General features: G+C 67.2%; 19 protein-coding genes and 1 tRNA gene. 7 read left to right on the top strand and 13 right to left on the bottom strand.

The annotated features are described in order from the left end of the window. The first annotated feature begins 371 nt into the window (after positions 1-371). The gene (locus tag BST38_RS03575) at positions 372-1,289 is read left to right on the top strand and encodes an AEC family transporter (RefSeq protein ID WP_083141871.1); all 918 of its coding nucleotides are present in this window, start codon (positions 372-374) and stop codon (positions 1,287-1,289) included. A 3-nt stretch (positions 1,290-1,292) separates the two neighbouring features. On the opposite strand, the gene treS is transcribed toward BST38_RS03575, so the two are convergent. The 4 genes from treS to BST38_RS03555 all read right to left on the bottom strand — a co-directional run bounded on the left by treS (position 1,293) and on the right by BST38_RS03555 (position 4,926). Continuing rightward, the gene (gene treS, locus BST38_RS03570) at positions 1,293-3,539 is read right to left on the bottom strand and encodes a maltose alpha-D-glucosyltransferase (protein ID WP_083141870.1); all 2,247 of its coding nucleotides are present in this window, start codon (positions 3,537-3,539) and stop codon (positions 1,293-1,295) included. Between the two features lie 92 nt (positions 3,540-3,631). After that, the gene (locus BST38_RS29860; protein ID WP_420872555.1) at positions 3,632-3,793 is read right to left on the bottom strand and encodes an HNH endonuclease; all 162 of its coding nucleotides are present in this window, start codon (positions 3,791-3,793) and stop codon (positions 3,632-3,634) included. 290 nt (positions 3,794-4,083) lie between these two features. Continuing rightward, positions 4,084-4,155, bottom strand: a tRNA-Thr gene (locus BST38_RS03560). A gap of 36 nt (positions 4,156-4,191) precedes the next feature. Then, positions 4,192-4,926 carry an MlaD family protein gene (locus BST38_RS03555; protein WP_083141868.1) on the bottom strand — a complete coding sequence of 245 codons (735 nt, stop codon included), beginning with the start codon at positions 4,924-4,926 and terminating at the stop codon, positions 4,192-4,194. Between the two features lie 95 nt (positions 4,927-5,021). Here BST38_RS03555 and BST38_RS03550 point away from each other — a divergent pair, with 95 nt between their 5' ends. Then, a complete protein-coding gene (locus tag BST38_RS03550; RefSeq protein ID WP_083141867.1) occupies positions 5,022-5,738 on the top strand; it encodes a response regulator transcription factor in 717 nt (238 codons plus the stop codon). A gap of 18 nt (positions 5,739-5,756) precedes the next feature. Next, positions 5,757-7,379 (top strand): sensor histidine kinase, encoded by a 1,623-nt coding sequence (locus BST38_RS03545; RefSeq protein ID WP_237160652.1) that lies wholly within the window; start codon positions 5,757-5,759, stop codon positions 7,377-7,379. Here the strand turns inward: BST38_RS03545 and BST38_RS03540 are convergent. Beyond that, positions 7,351-7,755, bottom strand: coding sequence for an HIT family protein (locus tag BST38_RS03540; RefSeq protein WP_083141866.1), 405 nt, complete (start codon positions 7,753-7,755; stop codon positions 7,351-7,353). The two genes, BST38_RS03545 and BST38_RS03540, sit on opposite strands and share 29 nt — an antisense overlap. Before the next feature lie 24 nt (positions 7,756-7,779). Then, positions 7,780-8,082, bottom strand: coding sequence for a CDGP domain-containing protein (locus tag BST38_RS03535; RefSeq protein ID WP_083141865.1), 303 nt, complete (start codon positions 8,080-8,082; stop codon positions 7,780-7,782). 107 nt (positions 8,083-8,189) lie between these two features. Here BST38_RS03535 and BST38_RS03530 point away from each other — a divergent pair, with 107 nt between their 5' ends. Next, positions 8,190-9,839 carry a long-chain-fatty-acid--CoA ligase gene (locus BST38_RS03530; RefSeq protein WP_083141864.1) on the top strand — a complete coding sequence of 550 codons (1,650 nt, stop codon included), beginning with the start codon at positions 8,190-8,192 and terminating at the stop codon, positions 9,837-9,839. On the opposite strand, the gene BST38_RS03525 is transcribed toward BST38_RS03530, so the two are convergent. Both BST38_RS03525 and BST38_RS03520 read right to left on the bottom strand, forming a co-directional pair. Beyond that, positions 9,825-10,586 (bottom strand): SDR family NAD(P)-dependent oxidoreductase, encoded by a 762-nt coding sequence (locus tag BST38_RS03525; RefSeq protein WP_083141863.1) that lies wholly within the window; start codon positions 10,584-10,586, stop codon positions 9,825-9,827. The two genes, BST38_RS03530 and BST38_RS03525, sit on opposite strands and share 15 nt — an antisense overlap. Continuing rightward, complete coding sequence (locus BST38_RS03520) at positions 10,583-11,863, bottom strand: cytochrome P450 (RefSeq protein WP_083141862.1); 1,281 nt, start codon at positions 11,861-11,863, stop codon at positions 10,583-10,585. Before BST38_RS03520 ends, BST38_RS03525 begins: the two co-directional genes overlap by 4 nt. 110 nt (positions 11,864-11,973) lie before the next feature. Between BST38_RS03520 and BST38_RS03515 the strand changes: the two genes are divergently transcribed. The 3 genes from BST38_RS03515 to BST38_RS03505 all read left to right on the top strand — a co-directional run bounded on the left by BST38_RS03515 (position 11,974) and on the right by BST38_RS03505 (position 14,407). Further along, complete coding sequence (locus BST38_RS03515; RefSeq protein ID WP_083141861.1) at positions 11,974-12,564, top strand: TetR/AcrR family transcriptional regulator; 591 nt, start codon at positions 11,974-11,976, stop codon at positions 12,562-12,564. Between the two features lie 74 nt (positions 12,565-12,638). Next, positions 12,639-13,478: a mycofactocin-coupled SDR family oxidoreductase gene (locus tag BST38_RS03510; protein WP_083141860.1), complete on the top strand. Its 840-nt coding sequence runs from the start codon at positions 12,639-12,641 to the stop codon at positions 13,476-13,478. An 8-nt stretch (positions 13,479-13,486) separates the two neighbouring features. After that, positions 13,487-14,407 (top strand): TIGR03619 family F420-dependent LLM class oxidoreductase, encoded by a 921-nt coding sequence (locus BST38_RS03505; protein WP_083141859.1) that lies wholly within the window; start codon positions 13,487-13,489, stop codon positions 14,405-14,407. Here the strand turns inward: BST38_RS03505 and BST38_RS03500 are convergent, their stop codons facing one another. The 5 genes from BST38_RS03500 to BST38_RS03480 all read right to left on the bottom strand — a co-directional run bounded on the left by BST38_RS03500 (position 14,408) and on the right by BST38_RS03480 (position 17,870). After that, on the bottom strand, positions 14,408-15,232 hold the full coding sequence (locus BST38_RS03500) for an SDR family NAD(P)-dependent oxidoreductase (protein ID WP_083142094.1): 825 nt from the start codon (positions 15,230-15,232) through the stop codon (positions 14,408-14,410). A 37-nt stretch (positions 15,233-15,269) separates the two neighbouring features. Beyond that, on the bottom strand, positions 15,270-15,704 hold the full coding sequence (locus BST38_RS03495) for a nuclear transport factor 2 family protein (RefSeq protein WP_083141858.1): 435 nt from the start codon (positions 15,702-15,704) through the stop codon (positions 15,270-15,272). A gap of 97 nt (positions 15,705-15,801) precedes the next feature. Beyond that, positions 15,802-16,935, bottom strand: a complete 1,134-nt coding sequence (locus tag BST38_RS03490) for an NDMA-dependent alcohol dehydrogenase (RefSeq protein ID WP_083141857.1) — start codon at positions 16,933-16,935, stop codon at positions 15,802-15,804. A gap of 168 nt (positions 16,936-17,103) precedes the next feature. Continuing rightward, entirely contained in the window at positions 17,104-17,652 is a 549-nt protein-coding gene (locus tag BST38_RS03485) for a nuclear transport factor 2-like protein (RefSeq protein ID WP_420872512.1), read from the bottom strand. Between the two features lie 2 nt (positions 17,653-17,654). Next, entirely contained in the window at positions 17,655-17,870 is a 216-nt protein-coding gene (locus BST38_RS03480; protein WP_083141855.1) for a ferredoxin, read from the bottom strand. Between the last annotated feature and the right edge of the window lie 2 nt (positions 17,871-17,872).

Below are 17,872 nucleotides of genomic sequence, written 5' to 3'. Positions count from 1 at the left end.
GTCGTAGACCATTCAATCGCATCCCAGCGAGCGCGGCGAGCAAAAGGTTAAATCGGCGCGGAATTCGTTTCGTTACTGTGATCATGCGCAATCTGGGCCGAAATCGACGACAGCCGATTTTTCAGCAAACATCCAGCTGCTGTGTTGGTACGTGATCTGGCAGGCGTTCCCGGCGTGTTGTCCGGGTCGGGCAATGCCGCTCCGGAATCGCGCGGCGGCCGCGCCTCTTTGCCCCGGGATCGACGTGTCGTTGCCTGCCGGGGAGCGCGGGCAGGATGTCTGGCAACTCGGTGTACGTCCGTCTCGCCGGCCGCCGGCGACCCCGATAACCTCGTCACCCGACACGGCCGGATGACTGAGAGGCGGATAGCGTGCTCGCGGTCCTGCAGGCCTTCACGGTCATCATCGTCGTCATCCTCGTCGGTGTGATCGCGGGCTGGCGCGGAGTGCTCGGCGAGAACGCGAGGATGGTCCTCAACCGCACGGCCTTCCATATCGGGGTGCCCGCGCTGCTGCTGATCAGCCTGGCCGACGCGCACCCCGAGCAGGTGTTCTCGCTGACGCTGCTCGTCTCCGCAATCGCCGCGGTCACCGTGTACGGGGCGTACTTCGTCCTCGCCAAGCTGACCCGCCGGCCGACGGGGGAGGCCACGATCGGGGCGATGCTGGCGTCGTACGTCAACGCGGGCAACCTCGGGATCCCGATCAGCGCCTACGTGCTGGGCAGTACCACCGAAGTATCGGCGCTGATCCTGTTCCAGGTGCTGGTCCTGGTACCCGTGAGTGTCGGGTTGCTGGACTCCGAGGCGGGGCAACATCTTTCGGTCGGTCGCCGGCTCCTCGCACTGATCACCAACCCGATCATCGCGGCCAGCGCGGTCGGTCTGGTACTCGCAAGCACCGATATCGGGATTCCGCAGGTGTTGCGCGACCCGATGGAACTGCTGGCCGCGCTCGCGGTCCCGACGGTGCTGCTGGCCTTCGGGATCTCGCTGACCGCCCGCGGCACGCCTACCGAACGTACGGACCGACGCCAACTCGGTGCGGCGGTGGTGTGCAAACTCGTGGTGATGCCGGCGTTGGCCTACTCGCTGGCCCGGTTCGGCTTCGGCGCCGACCAGCACCAGCTGATGGTGGTGACGGTGCTGGCCGCACTGCCGTCGGCGCAGAACATCAACACCTACGCCGCGCTGTACCAGCGCGGCGACAACCTGGCGCGGGACGCGACGCTGGTCAGCACGCTGCTGTCGGTCCCGGTGATGCTGGGCGTCGTGCTGCTCACCGGGTGAGGTTCAGTCGAGCTGGTCGTCCCCGGCGGGGGCGTCCACGAGCAGGGACATGCCCTGGTGTGCGGTCAGTTCGACACTGAAGCTGTGCAGGTCATCGACGGTGGCGAGGTGGCGGCCGGAGAAGATGTCGGACACCTCGCTGCCCGGCGGCAGCTTCTCCGACCGTACGGTGCCGGTGACGTCTTCGTTCGCGAAGTTCAGCACAGTGAGCTGGTACTGGTTGGCCGTGTCGAGTTGGTGGACGAGCACGAGCATCCCGCGCTGCGACACCTCCGGGATGTCGATCTGGCGGCTGGTGGCGATGCCGTAGTGCGAGCGGACCTTCAGGATCGCCTGCAGCTGGCGCAGAAAACTGGTGTCGTCGGCGAGCTGCTCCGGGATGGACCCGTAAAGGCTTCGGCCCCTGGGCATTCCCGCCGGCGACTGGGTCGCGTCGGGGTTCACGCCCATCAGGTCGTGCGCGGCGCGGTGAATCCAGCGGGTGTCTCCGCCGCGGAGCAGTTCGGGAATCTGTGAGGGCGGCAGCGTCAGCATGCCGCACACGTCCCACCCCGAAAGCGCGAACACGCCGGGCTGCAGCGCGTTGAACATCGCCAGTAGCAGGTGCGCCCGCCGGACCCGGTCGATCTGCTCCGGCTCGGTGATGTCGTCGAGGGCGGTGATCCCCAGCGTCGCGGCGATGATCGTCGCGGACGTGCACGCTATTCCGTTCGTGGTGAAGACCAGGTTGTACGGCGCGTTGTCACCGGAGAGCCGTTCCCGAAGATCGGTGCGCACGATCTCGCCGAGGACCTCGCCGGTGATCTCCTCGCCCTTGTAGGTGAACAGGTCCTCGCGGTGCCCGTTGGACCAGTGCACCAGCTCGTAGGTGAGTTCGTCGTGGTTCTGCAGCGCGTGGACCAGCGACGCCGGATCGATACCGAGCTCGAGGGTGGTGCGCATCGTCAGCCGGAGGAACTCGGTGTCCGCGACGGCCAGCGCGTGCTGGACCGCGGGGCGGGTGATGAAGTCGTACGACAGGTCCGCCCCGGCTTCGCCGATCTGGCGGATGTCGTCGATGGTCAGGTTGAGCTCCTGGAACGTGAAGCCGCCGACCTTGCGGACCATGCTCGCGATCAGATGGTTCGCCGCCTCGGAGAGCGGATGGCCCTCAGACCACGCGGCGCTCTCCTCGGCCGCGGTCTTCTCGGCGCCGAGGAAGCCGTTGGCGTCCAGACGCAGGCCGCCGGTGCCGAGATCGGTCAGCGAGTGCAGCGCGTCGCCGATCACCAGTCGCATCCCGGCGAACGACGGGTCGAGCCAGTTGATCGACGGCTGGCCGTCCTTGAAGTAGTGCAGGTACACCCAGCGCCGCTCGACCCCGTCGATCCCGACAACCGGCCGGGTGACGCTCCAGTTGGTCTCCTTGATGCCCTCGGCGTAGAAGATGACCCGCTGCAGCTTGCCGATGATGTAGCCGGCCTTGTCGAGCCAGTCCTCGGTGTCGGAGTCGATGTTGACCGAGTCGGCGCCCGGCGGGACGTCGGGCAGGTGCTCCCAGTCGCGGGGGTCGACCTCGACCATGTGATAGATGCCGGGGTAGTCGGCGTACTTCATCTCAGCGAGCCGGAAGTCCGCGCCTTTACCGGTATGGCCGGGCACGATGTCGTCGATGATGGTGCCGCCGTACCAATTGGCGGTTCCGCACATCTGGCGGAACTCCTCCTCGGTGCCGAACGCAGGGTCGATCTGTGTGCTGATCCGGTCGAAGTGCCCGTCGACGCTCGGGGTCAGCTCCCAGCCCGAGATGCCGCCGGCCCGCTTGACCGGTCCGGTGTGGATGGCCTCGATGCCGATCTCGGCGAACGCCTTCCACATCTCGGGGTCGGCCATCGCCTTGAGGAAGGATTCGTTGGACCGGGTGATCAACGACAGTGGGTAGGCGGTGAACCACACCGACGCCGTCTCCACGGCGCCGCGCGCGCTCGGCGTCGCGTACGGGTTCTGCCACATCGAGCCCTGCCCGGAGAACTGCTGGCTGATCTCGTTGGCGTCGGCCAGCATCGACTGGCTGATCAGCCACGACACGTAGGCCGGATTGTCCCCGGTCGGTGTCCCGTCCCTGGCCACCGACCGGCGGGTGAACGGCGTGCGCACGCGCGGCCGGAACCGCAACGAACGGGGCCGCGCCGGGTGCAGATGTTCGTCGTAGGTGATCTCGGGCGCCTCGTTGCCCTGGTCTTCGGGGTCCGACTCCACGGCTTGAGACAAGATTCCGCCTTCGCAAGGGTTGGGTTCGTACGACCGTTACCGAGTATTGCCGCGTCCGGGCGGTGTTGAAACTGGAGCGAAGCGTGTCCGACTCAGAATGACCGGCCGTCGGCGTATCGCTGTCGGCGGTAGTAGCGTCCGTTGCCGCGGTTCCGACTCTTGTAGGTGGGCAGTTGCGAATCACAATTCGGGCAGATCAACCTCAGGTTCTCCCGCCTGTTGTTTGACGGGTTGCCGTCGATGTGGTCGACCACGAACACCAGAGGCAGCCCCGACCAGATAGCCGCTCCGTCACAGATCGCGCAATGGCCCGATTGGGCGTCAAGGAGGTATTGCCGGACGTAGTGATCGGGCCGGGTGTCGATCCACGCCTCGCCGGTCTCCAGCCAACGCTGTGTTCCGTCATCGCGACGTAGCAATGCTTGGCAGGCATTGCTGCAGTAGATCTTCTGGCTGCGCTTGAGAAGTTGGGAACCGCACGCCCGGCACCGTCTCACACTCCGGACATTACGGGCGGCCACCGACAACCGGACCGCCGATGCGGAGCCCCCTGTCAGGATTGAACTGACGACCTTTCGCTTACAAGGCGAGTGCTCTACCACTGAGCTAAGGAGGCGTGTCCTCGGTTGAGGACGTGCCAGATCCTATCGGCTCAGTCCTCGGCTTCGACAATCCGCTGCGACGGCACCGGCCGGGACATCGGTCGGCTGCGCGGACGGCGGCCCGGCAGCGGGATCCGGTCGGCGATGTTGCTGAGCGGGTTCACCACCTGGCTGAGCACGATCACCGCTTCGCGCAGCGCCTCGATCGTCGGCTCCAGCGCCTCCAGTCCCGGCGCCAGGCGGTTCAGCGTGTCGGCGACCGCGGCCAGCTGTTCCAGGGGGCCGTTGCGGGCAGTGAGCGTGTCGACGACACCGCCCTCGGCGAACAGCCGGTCGGCGATGCCCTCCTCGGCCAGCAAGCGGTCGACCAGCCCCTCCTCGGCCAGCAGCTGGTCGACCAGCCCGCCGGGCTCGATGGCCCGCATCAGGCCGCTCTGTTCCTGCGTCATCCGGTCCAGCGCGCCGCCGGGGGCGGTCAACCGGTCGATGACGCCACCGGGCTGCAGCAGCCGGTCGATCGGTCCGCCCGGCGCGAGTGCGCGGCCCAGCGGCTGGTCCTCGTCCATCAGTTTGGCAAGCCGGTTGGCGCGCTCCACCGCATCCTGGACGCCGAGCATCGACGCGAACGACGTCGGGGTCTGGTGGGTGCCGTCCCTGCTCTCCCCGAGAGCACGTTCCGCGAGGTCGATACCGCTTTTTGCCACCGCGATGCCGGCATCGGCGACCGCCAGACCTGCGCGCATCGGCGCGAACGCGAGGTCGGTCAGCGCTTTGGCGAAGTTCATCCGCTCAGTCTATGGACGCCGCAAACGTAAACTCACAGGAAGCGCACAGGTAGCAGGCAGCGTATTTCCAACTGTGCGGAGAAACATGAGGCGGCATGGCCATGCCCGTACCAGAGAACGTGCCCGAGGCTCGAGTACTAGTGGTCGACGACGAGGCCAACATCGTCGAGCTGCTCTCCGTGAGTCTGAAGTTCCAAGGATTCGAGGTCCACACCGCGTCCAACGGCCCCGCCGCCCTGGACAAGGCGCGTGAGGTCCGTCCGGACGCGATCATCCTCGACGTGATGATGCCCGGGATGGACGGGTTCGGGCTGCTCCGCCGGCTGCGCGCCGACGGCATCGAGGCCCCCGCCCTGTTCCTGACCGCGCGCGATTCGCTGCAGGACAAGATCGCCGGTCTGACGCTCGGCGGCGACGACTATGTCACGAAGCCGTTCAGCCTCGAAGAGGTGGTCGCCCGGCTGCGGGTGGTGCTGCGCCGCGCCGGCGCAGGCATCCAGGAGGCCCGCACGTCGCGGTTGACCTTCGCTGACATCGAGCTCGACGAGGACACCCACGAGGTCTGGAAGGCCGGCGAACCGGTGTCGCTGTCGCCGACCGAGTTCACTCTGCTGCGCTACTTCATCATCAACGCAGGCACGGTCCTGTCGAAGCCGAAGATCCTCGACCACGTCTGGCGATACGACTTCGGCGGTGACGTCAACGTCGTCGAGTCCTACGTCTCCTACCTGCGCCGCAAGATCGACACCGGCGAGAAGCGGCTGCTGCATACGCTGCGCGGTGTCGGTTATGTCCTTCGGGAACCGCGATGAGCGCTTGCGCGAAGAGCAATGGGTGGCGCTGAGCGGGACAATGGCTATGTGGCGGGAGACGTTCGGCATCTGAGGCGCGGCGTCCCGCTGCGGGTCGGTCTCGTGGCGGCGACGCTTCTGCTGGTGGCGTGCGGCCTGCTGGCGTCCGGCATCGCGGTCACCACGATCATGCAGCACAGCCTGATGAACCGCGTCGACGACACGTTGCTCGACGCGTCCCGCGGCTGGGCGCAGGTTCCGCGCCGGCTGACCACGGCTTCGGCCGACGATCCGAACCCGGCCCGGCCGCCGTCGGATTTCTATGTCCGCGGCATCGATCCCGACGGGCACATCTGGATGGTGATCAACGACCGCGAGGCCGAGCCGGTGCTGCCCGCCGACAACGACGTGGGCCCCGAGCCGGTGACGGTCGGTTCGGTCGACCACTCCGATGTGCAGTGGCGGGCGATGACTGTCCGCGGGCTGCGCGGTGAACTGACCACCGTCGCGATCGACCTGTCCGACGTGAAGTCCACGATGCGTTCGCTGGTGTACACCCAGGTCGGGATCGGCGCCGCGGTGCTGCTGGTGCTCGGCATCGCGGGCTACGCGGTGGTGCACCGCAGCCTGCGCCCGCTGTCGGAGGTGGAACAGACCGCGGCGGCGATCGCGTCCGGTCAGCTCGACCGCCGCGTGCCCGAACGCGACCCGCGCACCGAGGTGGGCCGGTTGTCGTTGGCGCTCAACGGAATGCTGGCCCAGATCCAGCGTGCGATGGCGTTGTCGGAGTCCTCGGCGGAGAAGGCGCGCAGTTCCGAGGACCGGATGCGGCGTTTCATCACCGACGCCAGCCACGAACTGCGCACCCCGCTGACCACCATCCGCGGCTTCGCCGAGCTCTACCGCCAGGGTGCGGCGCGCGACATCGAGATGCTGATGGGCCGCATCGAAAGTGAGTCGCGCCGGATGGGTCTGCTCGTCGAGGACCTGTTGCTGCTGGCGCGCCTCGACGCCCAGCGTCCGCTGGAACGTCGCCGGGTCGATCTGCTGGCCCTTGCCAGCGACGCCGTGCACGACGCCCAGTCGATCGCGCCGAAGCGCGCCATCCGGATGGAGGTCTTCGACGGACCGGGGACGCCCGAGGTGCTCGGCGACGAGCCCCGGCTCCGGCAGGTGCTGTCGAACCTGGTCGCCAACGCACTGCAGCACACCCCCGAGACCGCGGGGGTGACCATCCGGGTCGGGACCAGCGATGCGACCGCGGTGGTCGAGGTGTGCGACGAGGGTCCGGGTATGACCCCCGAGGACGCCCAGCGGGTGTTCGAGCGGTTCTACCGCGCAGACTCGTCCCGTGCCCGGGCCAGCGGCGGCACCGGCCTCGGCCTGTCGATCGTCGACTCGCTGGTGTTCGCGCACGGCGGGCGGGTCAGTGTGACGACGGCGCCGGGCCACGGCTGCAGGTTCACCGTGATGCTCCCGCGGATCACCGACGAGCGCTTGCGCGAGGAGCAGTCTGGCACCGACGAGCGCTTGCGCGAGGAGCAGACCGGCACCGACGAGCGCTTGCGCGAGGAGCAGACGGGCACCGATACCGGCACCGACGAGCGCTCCAGCGAGGAGACGACTGAGCCGATCAGCTCAGCTGCGCCAGTGCGTCCTTGATCTTGGACTGCGCCTCGTCGAGCGATTCGGGCGACGGATTCTGGTCGACGTTGGCGAACCCGAAGTCGGACAGGTTCCGGGCCGGGAACACGTGCACGTGCAGGTGCGGTACCTCCAGCCCGGCGATGATCACGCCGGCGCGCTCGGTGTCGAACGCCTTGCACACCGCCTTGCCGATAAGCTGCGACACCTCCATCACCCGGGCGAACACCGCGGGCTCGACATCCTGCCAGTTGTCGATCTCCGCGCGCGGCACGACGAGCGTGTGGCCCTGCGTCATCGGCGCGATCGTCAGGAACGCCACGATGTCGTCGTCCTCGTAGACGAATCGGCCGGGGATCTCGCGGTTGATGATCTTGGTGAAGATGGTCGCCATGCGCTCACGCTAACCGGTGCCGCATCAGCCGTCGATGTGCCACGGAGGGTCGGCGAACGACGGATCACCGGGCGGCCGGGACGGGCCCATCAGCTCGCACCGCCGGACCGGCACCAGGTGCGAGCTCAGACCCGATGGCACGTACTGGGCGACGGTCACGCACCGCTCCCAGTTGCCGTCGGCCTGCACGGGCCCGTCGCACTTGCCCAGCACCGGCCCGCCGTACACGCAGCCGGCGGCGGCCGTCGGCGCCGTGGTCAGCAACACCGCGGGCAGCAGCGCAGCCGCGAACCCGGCGGCGATACCGCGTTTCGTCGTCGGCCTCATGGTCGTCTCCCGTCGCTGCCGTCGACGCTACCGGCGTGGTGCGGATCAGGCGCGTAAAACGCACGCAAGCGTCACCTTTCGCGCCGGATTCGCTCTAGCCTGGCCGCATGCTGGGATTGATGCAGGATCGGCCGCTGATGATCTCGTCGCTGATCGACCACGCGGCGACCTTCCACGGCGACACCGAACTGGTGTCGCGCCTGCCCGAGGGCAACGTCCGGCGCACCACCTGGCGCGACGTCGGCGAGCGCTCCAAGCAGGTCGCCAACGCACTGACCGAGCTCGGCATCGAGCGCGGCGACCGGGTCGCGACGCTGGCGTGGAACAGCGACCGCCACCTCGCGCTGTACTTCGGTGTCTCGGGGTCGGGCGCGGTGATGCACACCGTCAATCCGCGGCTGTTCCCGGAGCAGATCACCTACATCATCAACCACGCCGAGGACCGGGTGTTGTTCTTCGACATCACCTTCGCGTCGATGGTCGGCGCGCTGGCGCCCGCGCTGGAGACCGTGGAGCACTTCGTCGTGATGACCGACCGCGCACACATGCCCGACGTGCCCGGCGTGCCCGCCGAGCGGCTCCTGTGCTGGGAGGAGTTCATCGGCCGCCAGTCCACCCACTACGACTGGCCCGAGTTCGACGAGCGCAGCGCGTCCTCGCTGTGCTACACCTCGGGGACCACGGGAAACCCGAAAGGCGTTCTGTACTCGCACCGTTCGACGATGCTGCACACCCTGATGACCGCCGCGCGCGACGCCATCGACATCCACAGCGGATCGGTCATCCTGCTGGTGGTGCCGATGTTCCACGCCAACGCGTGGGGCACGCCGTACACCGCCGCGATGGTCGGCGCCAAACTGGTGATGCCGGGCCCGCACCTGGACGGCGAATCGGTCTACCAGCTGATGAAAACCGAAGGGGTGAACCAGTCCCAGGGCGTGCCGACGGTGTGGATGATGCTGTTCGCCTATCTCGACGAGCACCCCGAGATCGACCCGCGCGAGCTCGGGCTGGACTACGCAGGGACCGGGGGTGCGGCGCTGCCGCTGTCGATGATCGAACGGTTCGAGCGGGACTTCGGCGCGGAGACGTTCCAGGGCTGGGGGATGACCGAGACCAGCCCGCTGTGCGTCGTCGGGCGACCGCTGCCCAAGCACGCCGGGCTGGGCCTCGACGAGCAGCACCGGCTCAGGCTCAAACAGGGCCGCGGTGTGTGGGGCGTCGACTTCAAGATCGTCGACGACGACGGAAACGAACTCCCTTGGGATGGGAAGGCTTTCGGCGAGGTGTGGGTACGCGGGCCGTGGATCGCCAGCGGCTACTTCCGGGGTGAGGGCGGCGACAAGCTGGACGGCGACGGGTTCTTCCCGACCGGTGACGTCGCGACCATCGACCCGGACGGGTACCTGCAACTGGTGGACCGCACCAAGGACGTCATCAAATCGGGCGGGGAGTGGGTCAGCTCGATCGACCTCGAGAACGCCGCGATGGGCCATCCCGCCGTCGCGGAGGCGGCGGTGATCGGTGTGCCGCACCCGAAATGGCAGGAACGGCCGTTGCTGATCGCGGTGCTGCGCAACGGGCACGACGCCACCCGCGAGGATCTGCTGGAGTACCTGTCCGGTCAGGTCGCGAAGTGGTGGCTGCCCGACGATGTGGTGTTCGTCGACGAGCTGCCGCACACCGCCACCGGCAAGGTGCTCAAAGTCAAACTGCGCGAACAGTTCCGCGATCGGAATGGCTCACAGGCCGAATGAGTAGCCACCGTTGACACAGATCGTCTGGCCGGTGATCCACGACCCCTGATCGCCGGCCAGCAGCAGCGCCAACTCGGTGACGTCCTCGGGAACGCCGGGCCTGCGGACCGCATAGTTGCGCAGGATCTCCTTGGCCTGAGGGGAATCGGCGTGCTCGGCCCACAACGGCTCGGTCATCGGCGTGCGCATCGTTCCGAGCGAGATGTTGTTGGCGGTGATGTTGTGACGGCCGTTCTCCAGCGCCACCGACCGGGTGAGGCCGGCGGCACCCGCCTTGGCGGCGCCGTAGACCGCACCGCCGGGGTCACCGGTGCGGCCCGCATCCGACACGATCGTCAGGATGCGTCCCCACGTGTTGGCGATCATCGACGGCAGCACCGCGCGGGTGCAGTGCAGCACGCCGTAGAGGTTGACCCGCAGGAACGGTTCCCAGTCGGCCGGTTCGGTGTCGGCGAACTTGGCGCGGCCGCCGAAACCCTCGGCGCCGGCGTTGCCCGCATTGTTGACCAGCACATCCACCGGTCCGGCGTCGGCGAGTGCGGAGACCACCGACCCGTAGTCGCACACGTCGAACGGTGCGGGCACCGCGCTGCCGCCCGCGGACCGGATCTCGTCGGCGACCTCGTCGCTGCGCTCCCGGTGCAGATCGTTGACCAACACCTCGGCTCCGGACCGGCCGAAGGCCAGCGCCAGTCCGCGGCCGACGCCCTGCCCGGCGCCGGTGATGAGCACCCGTCGAGAGGTCATGGCACCGGGTCGAATTCGAGGTGCAGCGCCGACAGGCCGCGCAGCAGGAACGTCGGGTCGTAGGCGAACCGGCGCTCGTCGGCCGAGCCGTGGGCCGATTCGTCGAACCGGATGTCGCGCAGCCGGGCCAGCAGTCGCCGCACCGTGATCTGCCCTTCGACCCGCGCCAGCGGCGCGCCCGCGCAGGTGTGGATGCCGCGGCCGAACGCGATGTGCTCGCGGACGTTCTTGCGCTCCGGCCGGAAGGTGTGCGGATCCTCGAACTTGCTCGGATCCCGGTTGGCGGCGCCGAGGCAGAGCATCACGATGCTGCCTGCCTTCAGGTGCACCCCGCCGAGCGTCGTGGACTTGCGCACCAGGCGGAAGTCCACCTTGGTGGGGGAGTTCATCCGCAGCGACTCTTCGATGAAGTTCGGGATGCGGTCCGGGTTCTCCCGCAGCACATCCTGGAATTCGGGCTGTTCGGCCAGTGTCTTGGCGGCCGCGCTGAGCAGTTTGGTCACCGTCTCCTGGCCCGCCGCGAACAGGAACGTCGCGGGTTTGACCACCTCGATGAGCTCGGGTGTCGACCCGTCGGGGTACACCGCGGTCGCCATCCCCGACAGCACGTCCTCGCGTGGCTCGCGACGGCGTTCGGTGAGATAGCCGAGGAACTTGTCGTCGAGGTACTGCAGCGGGTCGGATCCGACGGGCGCGCCGTCGAGCGCACCGACCCGGGAGCCGTCCGGTTGCTCGGCGCCCAGCGCGGCGAGGAACTCCGCGCGGTCCTCCTGCGGCACCCCGAGAAGGTCGATGATCGCCGAGGTGGCAAAGGGTTTGGCGTACTCGGTCAGGAACTCGCAGCGTCCGTTACCGGCGATCCGGTCGATCTGGCTGTCGACCAGCTGCCACATGTAGTCCTCGTTCTCCTTCAGGCGACGAGGAGTCAGCAGCTTGTTCAGCAGTGAGCGGGCCCGTTCGTGGGCGGGCGGATCCATCACGACCATGTGCTCGTGGATCGGGAAAAGGTGGCGGTGCGCCTCGATCTGTTCGGAGATGTCGTCGCCCTCGGGCGTGAACGGCAGGGGCGGGAACGGTCCGCCGATCGCGTTGACCGCCGAGAACGACCCGTGATCCTTGAACGCCGCCAGCACCTCCTGATAGCCCGTCACCGCCCACACTCCGTGATGCGGCTCCTGGTACACCGGCCCCAACGCGCGCAGGTGGTCCCAGTAGGCGTAGGGATCCTGGCTGAGCGCGAAATCGGAGAAGAAGTCCATCGACGCGAGGTCGGTCATCGAGGCGATCCTTTCGCTTGCCTGATCGATCGATCAGACTGCTAGAATGCGCCATGCTTACCACGGCGTTCGAGGCACGGTCAAGCATCGACGGCCCGGACGGCGGCTGAATGGCCACCTCACCGAGAACCCGGGGCGGTGACCTCAATGCCCGCCAGCGCCTGATCGAAGCCACCGCGAAGATCATGCGTGACGAGGGTTATGCCGCGGCGACGTCGCGCCGTGTCGCCGCCGAGGCCGGCGTGAAGCAGGCGTTGGTCTATTACTACTTCCCGACGATGGACGACCTGTTCGTCGAGGTGCTGCGCGTCGGTGCGGAAACCTCCCTGGAACATATGCGTGCCGCGCTGGCCGACGACGATCCGCTGCGCGCACTGTGGCTGATCAACAGTGATGCCAGCCGGACCGGGCTGAACACCGAATTCATGGCACTGGCCAACCACCGCAAGGTGATTCGCGTCGAATTGCGTGCCTACGCCGAACGGGTCCGCGATATCGAGACCGCCGCGGTCACGGTCGCGTTGCGCGCCAACGGAATCGATCTCGACGAGCATCCTCCGGTGGTGATCTCGATGCTGATCGCGCAGATCGCCCGCAGCCTGTGCAACGAGAGCGCGGTCGGGGTCACGCTCGGGCACGACGAGATGCGCGCCTATGTCGACCGTCATCTCAAGTCCTTCGGATCCGCGTCAGGCGGTTGACAGTCAAGGCGATCGGTGTCAATCTCCTGATCGATCGACAAATAGTCGATGGATGTCTGAAATCGAGGTGGCACATGGGCGGTCGGGTCGAGGGCAAAGTCGCGTTCATCACGGGTGCGGCGCGTGGACAGGGGCGCAGCCACGCGGTTCGCCTCGCCGAAGAGGGTGCCGACATCATCGCGATCGATGTGTGTGGGCCGATCAGCTCGAACCCGCAGATCCCGCCGGCCACGCCGGACGACCTCGCCGAGACCATCGACCTGGTCAAGGGCACCGGCCGCCGGATCGTCGCCGCCGAGGTCGACGTCCGCGACTACGCCGCCGTCGAAGAGACGGTGAACTCGGGGGTCGAGCAGCTGGGCCGCCTCGACATCGTCGTCGCCAACGCGGGCATCGGCAACGGTGGCCAGACGCTGGACCACACCAGCGAAGCCGACTGGGACGACATGATCGCCGTCAACCTGTCCGGAGTCTGGAAGTCCGTCAAAGCCGCTGTTCCGCACCTGATCTCCGGCGGTCGCGGTGGTTCTATCATCCTGACCAGCTCGGTCGGCGGGCTCAAGGCGTACCCGCACACCGGCCACTACATCGCCGCCAAGCACGGCGTCGTCGGGTTGATGCGTACCTTCGCCGTCGAGCTCGGTCAGCATTCGATCCGGGTCAACTCGGTGCATCCGACCAACGTGAACACCCCGCTGTTCATGAACGAGGGCACGATGAAGCTGTTCCGGCCGGATCTGGAGAACCCGGGCCCCGAGGATATGAAAGTGGTGGCCCAGATGATGCATGTGCTGCCGGTCGGCTGGGTGGAGCCGCGCGACATCAGCAACGCGGTGCTGTTCCTGGCCTCGGACGAAGCCCGCTATGTCACCGGTCTGCCGATGACCGTCGACGCCGGCAGCATGCTCAAGTAGCGCCGGACATGCAGCTCGTCTTCGCGCTGCCGCACATGCTGCGGCTGCCGGCGATGTCGCAACCGTGGGAGGCGTCGGTGACCGGGGCGGACCAGACCCGGATGGCCAAATGTGCGGATGCCTGGGGCTACGACATGATCGCTGTCCCCGAACATTTCGTGATCCCGACCGAGCACGTGGAACTGTCCGGCCCGCACTACCTGCAGTCCACCGTGGCGCAGGCGTATCTCGCAGGCGCCACCGAACGGATCCGGCTGAACTCGTGTATCACCGTGCTGCCGCTGCAGCATCCGATCGTGCTGGCCAAGGCGCTGGCCACCGCGGACTGGATGAGCGGTGGCCGGATGATGGTCACCTTCGGGGTGGGCTGGCTGCAGGGCGAGTTCGACGCGCTCGGAGTCCCGTTCCGCGAACGCGGGCGGATCGCCGATGAGTACCTGGCGGCGATCAAGGAGCTGTGGACCAGCGAGACTCCGAGCTTCCAGGGGAAGTACGTCTCGTTCGACCAGGTCGCGTTCGAGCCGAAACCCGTGCAGAAACCCCATCTGCCGATCTGGATCGGCGGGGACGCCGATGCCGCGCTGCGGCGGGCGGCGAAGTACGCGTCCGGGTGGTGGTCGTTCCTGACCCCGCCCGAACAGATCGCCGAACGGGTGGAGTTCATCAAGTCCCAACCCGACTACGACGGCCGTCCGTTCGACGTCGTGCACGGCCTGGGCACCAACCGGGTCGGCGAAGGCCATGTCGCGCAGAAGGATCCGCACGCACGTCCGGGCATGAGCGCGGCCGAGATCGTCGACAAGCTGAGCTGGCTGGGGGAGCAGGGGGTCACCGTCAGCGCGGTGCCGATCCCCAGGGTCGGGGGCGTCGACGAGTATCTCGACTACGCGCAGTGGGTGATCGAGGAGATCAAACCCCAGCTGCCCTGATCAGCGCACCTGGGCGGCGATCTCGTCCACAGTCCACGGCGGCTCGTCGTGGTGGCCCCGGTAGGCCACGATCGACGGCGTCTGCCGCTCGAAGCGGCCGATGAATCCGCCTGCGGCGATGAAGATCTGGCCGGTGACATCCTGGGCCAGATCGCTGGCCAGGTACGCGTAGGTCGGGGCGGCGTACTCCGGCGGGGCGGCGTCGAGCGCACCCTGGAAACTGACGTCGTCGAGGAGTCCGCGTCGGTTCAGTTCGTGAATGTGCGCTTCGTAGTCGGCGCCGGTCGACAAGCGCGTCTTCGCCCCCGGACACACCACGTTGGCGCGTACGCCGTGCTCCTTGAGTTCGGCGGCGATCGCCAGCGTCAAGCTGTTCACCGCTCCCTTGCCCGCCGGATAGCCGGTGCCGCCGTAATCACCGAGGAACGCGAAGGAGCTGGTGTTCACGATCGCGCCGCCGCCCTGTGCCACCATCACCGGTGCCGCGGCCCGGCAGGTCTGGAACACCGTGCCCAGGTGTGCGTCCATCAGGTCCTGGAACTGCGCCGGGGTCACGTTCAGGATCGAGGAGCCGGACGGTTCGGCGGTGCCCGCGCAGTTGATCAGGATGTCGATGCGCCCGTACTCGCGGATGCAGGATTCGATCAGCGCATCGGCGACCGCGGGGTCGGCGGGCGAGCCAGGATGAGCGATCGCGCCCGGAATGCGTTGCGCGGCCTCGATCGCCGCGGCCTCGTCGCGGCCGTTGACCACCACGGAGGCGCCCAGGGAAGCCAGCAACTCGGCGACGGCGAGACCGACGCCGCGAGTACCGCCGACGACCACCGCGGCCCGGTTGTCCAGCGGCCTGACGGCCACGGCGCTAATCCGTCTTCCCCGCCTCGGAGAAGGTCATCGCGTCCATGTTCCAGTAGCCGCGCAGATTGGTGATTAGCCCGGCGTCGTCGACGCGGTAGGTGAACACCCCGCGCACGGTGGCCACGAAACCGTTCGGGAACGTGGTCTCCAGCACCAGGATGTAGGCGATCTCGGACGGACTGCTGGACGGGAACGTCTCCTCGCAGGTGACGCGCAGCGTGTTCGGCCCGATGTTGGTGTCGTAGAAGGCGGCCAGGGCCTCCTTGCCGCGCACACCCGTCCCGTCGGGATTGGTGACGGCCTGTCCGATCGGGTCCTCGACGACGACGTCGTCGGACATCAGCGCCAGCCAGCCCTCGCGGTCACCGGTCTGCACGCAGCGCCACGAATTCCGTGACGCCGCGACCACCGGTGACAGGTCCTCTGCCGTCTCTGTCATGGGACTCCTTCGGTCCGGCCTCCGCCGAAATTGCATTCCAGCAGGGCGCTACTCGAACTTCCGCTGCTGGAATGCAATTTCGCGAGAAGGGGTGGGGTTACCGGTCGGCGTCGGTGTAGCGGATGACGCCGCGGATGTTTCGGCCTTCCAGCATGTCCTTGTAGCCGTCGTTGATCTGCTCCAGCTTGTACTGCCGGGTGACCATGTCGTCGAGGTTCAGGCGCCCGGCCTTGTACATCGACAGCAACTGCGGGATGTCGTGGTGCGGGTTGCCGCCGCCGAAGATGGTGCCCTGCAGGTTCTTCTGCAGCAGGGTCAGCATCGACAGATTCAGCGTCACATCGGACTTGGCCATGTTCGCGACCGCGGTCACCACGCACGTCCCGCCCTTGGCGGTGATGTTGAGGTAGTTGTCGATCTCTTCGCCGTGCAGCTCGCCGCTGGTGATGATGGTCTTGGCGGCCATCCGGCCCTGGGTGACCTCGGCGACCCCTGCCATCGCGCTGAAGATGTCGGGGTAGGCGTGGGTGGCACCGAACTTCAGCGCCTGGTCGCGCTTCCACTCGACCGGGTCGATGGCGAAGATGTTGCGCGCACCCGCGTTCAGGGCGCCCTGCAGCGCACCCATGCCGACGCCGCCGATACCGGAGATGACGACGTCGTCGCCCGGGCGGACGTCGGCGCTGCGCACCGCCGAGCCGTAGCCGGTGGTGACGCCGCAACCGACCAGGCAGGCGACCTCGAACGGGATGGACGGATCGATCTTCACGACCGAGCTCTTGTGCACGACCATGTACGGGCTGAAGGTGCCCAGCAGCGTCATCGGGATGACGGGCTGACCGTTCTTGGTGGCGTGGATGCGGTGGGTGTTGTCGGAGACCGCGGTGCCCTGGAGCAGCATGGCGCCGAGGTCACACAGGTTGCGCAGGCCGGCCTGGCAGGACGGACACGCGCCACACGACGGGATGAACGACAGCACGACGTGGTCGCCGGGCTCCAGGCCCTCGACGCCGGGGCCGACCTCGGTGACGACGCCGGCGCCCTCGTGGCCGCCCAGCACCGGGAAACCTGCCATCGGGATGTCGCCGGTGACCAGATGATGGTCCGAGTGACACATGCCCGAAGCTTCCATCTGGATCTTGACCTCGTCCTTGACGGGGTCGCCGATCTCGATCTCCTCGATCGACCACGGCTGGTTGAACTCCCAGATGAGAGCACCTTTTGTCTTCACTTCGAACCTCCACTCGCGAAACCCGACCCCGGCGTTCTCCGGGGCGGCCGGCCACGCCGGATGGTCAATCTAGGCACAAATTGGAACGTGTTCCTGTTCTGCGGTCCATTATGACCTCCATCACCTGCGTGGTGTCACCGGGGCCACATCTTGACACCTGTCGAGTTTCTACCAGATCGGGACCGGGGCCTGCCCGAGAGGGTAGTAACCGGGCAGCCGCTCGCCCGAGAGGGACCGTTCGATGCGCTTCTGCATCGCCGGGGTGAGATCGCCGGACTCGATCAGCTTGGCGTAGCCCTTGGCGACATGCCCGAAGTCGAAGAAGTCGCGCTGCCACTCGATCAGCAGCTGGTCGTTGAGCCGGAACCAGCTGCCGCCGATGCCGTAGATCTCGGCGGTGCCGCCGTCGCTCTTGTTGGCGATCTGCTTCCAGAACCCGACGATCTCGTTCTGCTTCTCGTCGATCAGGGTGCGCTGGTACTCGTAATACCAGTTCTCCAGGCCCTCCATCTCCAGCCCGAGCGCGATATCGCGGATCTCCTGCTTGCCGACGCACATCACGTCCTCCTTCGGGCCGATGTTCCAGCCGTAGGTCGCGTCGTCGGTGTAGAAGTCGGCCAGGTTCGTCCAGTCGCCTGCCGCCTCGGAGTCTTTGTTGGCCTGCAGCCAGCGCTCGACCCAGTCTTCGAGTTGCTCTCTTGTGGAGGATGAAGTCACGTTCATTCCTTTTCTTTGAGGGTCAGTGCCCGGGTTGGACACATCTCGACGGCCATCTCGACGGCGTCGCGTAATTCGTCGGGCGGCTCGTGGTCGAGGATCTCGACGACGCCGCGTTTGGGCACCCGGAAGACATCCGGGGCCTCCAGCTCGCACATCGCGTGGCCCTGGCACAGGTCAGCGTCGAGATGGATTCTGTAGCTGCGGTTTCCGCTCATCT

The sequence above is a fragment of the Mycolicibacterium parafortuitum genome (assembly GCF_002086815.1).
Lineage (GTDB): Bacteria > Actinomycetota > Actinomycetes > Mycobacteriales > Mycobacteriaceae > Mycobacterium > Mycobacterium parafortuitum.
The sequence above is the reverse complement of the archived record's forward strand: the minus strand, read 5'-3'. Positions and strand labels throughout refer to the sequence as shown.

Bases quoted from the DNA above. Each gene is read 5' to 3' on its own strand.
- BST38_RS03555 (WP_083141868.1), bottom strand. From the start codon at position 4,926: ATGAACTTCGCCAAAGCGCTGACCGACCTCGCGTTCGCGCCGATGCGC.
- BST38_RS03550 (WP_083141867.1), top strand. From the start codon at position 5,022: ATGGCCATGCCCGTACCAGAGAACGTGCCCGAGGCTCGAGTACTAGTG.
- BST38_RS03545 (WP_237160652.1), top strand. From the start codon at position 5,757: ATGGGTGGCGCTGAGCGGGACAATGGCTATGTGGCGGGAGACGTTCGG.
- BST38_RS03540 (WP_083141866.1), bottom strand. From the start codon at position 7,755: ATGGCGACCATCTTCACCAAGATCATCAACCGCGAGATCCCCGGCCGA.
- BST38_RS03535 (WP_083141865.1), bottom strand. From the start codon at position 8,082: ATGAGGCCGACGACGAAACGCGGTATCGCCGCCGGGTTCGCGGCTGCG.
- BST38_RS03530 (WP_083141864.1), top strand. From the start codon at position 8,190: ATGCTGGGATTGATGCAGGATCGGCCGCTGATGATCTCGTCGCTGATC.
- BST38_RS03525 (WP_083141863.1), bottom strand. From the start codon at position 10,586: ATGACCTCTCGACGGGTGCTCATCACCGGCGCCGGGCAGGGCGTCGGC.
- BST38_RS03520 (WP_083141862.1), bottom strand. From the start codon at position 11,863: ATGACCGACCTCGCGTCGATGGACTTCTTCTCCGATTTCGCGCTCAGC.
- BST38_RS03515 (WP_083141861.1), top strand. From the start codon at position 11,974: ATGGCCACCTCACCGAGAACCCGGGGCGGTGACCTCAATGCCCGCCAG.
- BST38_RS03510 (WP_083141860.1), top strand. From the start codon at position 12,639: ATGGGCGGTCGGGTCGAGGGCAAAGTCGCGTTCATCACGGGTGCGGCG.
- BST38_RS03505 (WP_083141859.1), top strand. From the start codon at position 13,487: ATGCAGCTCGTCTTCGCGCTGCCGCACATGCTGCGGCTGCCGGCGATG.
- BST38_RS03495 (WP_083141858.1), bottom strand. From the start codon at position 15,704: ATGACAGAGACGGCAGAGGACCTGTCACCGGTGGTCGCGGCGTCACGG.
- BST38_RS03480 (WP_083141855.1), bottom strand. From the start codon at position 17,870: ATGAGCGGAAACCGCAGCTACAGAATCCATCTCGACGCTGACCTGTGC.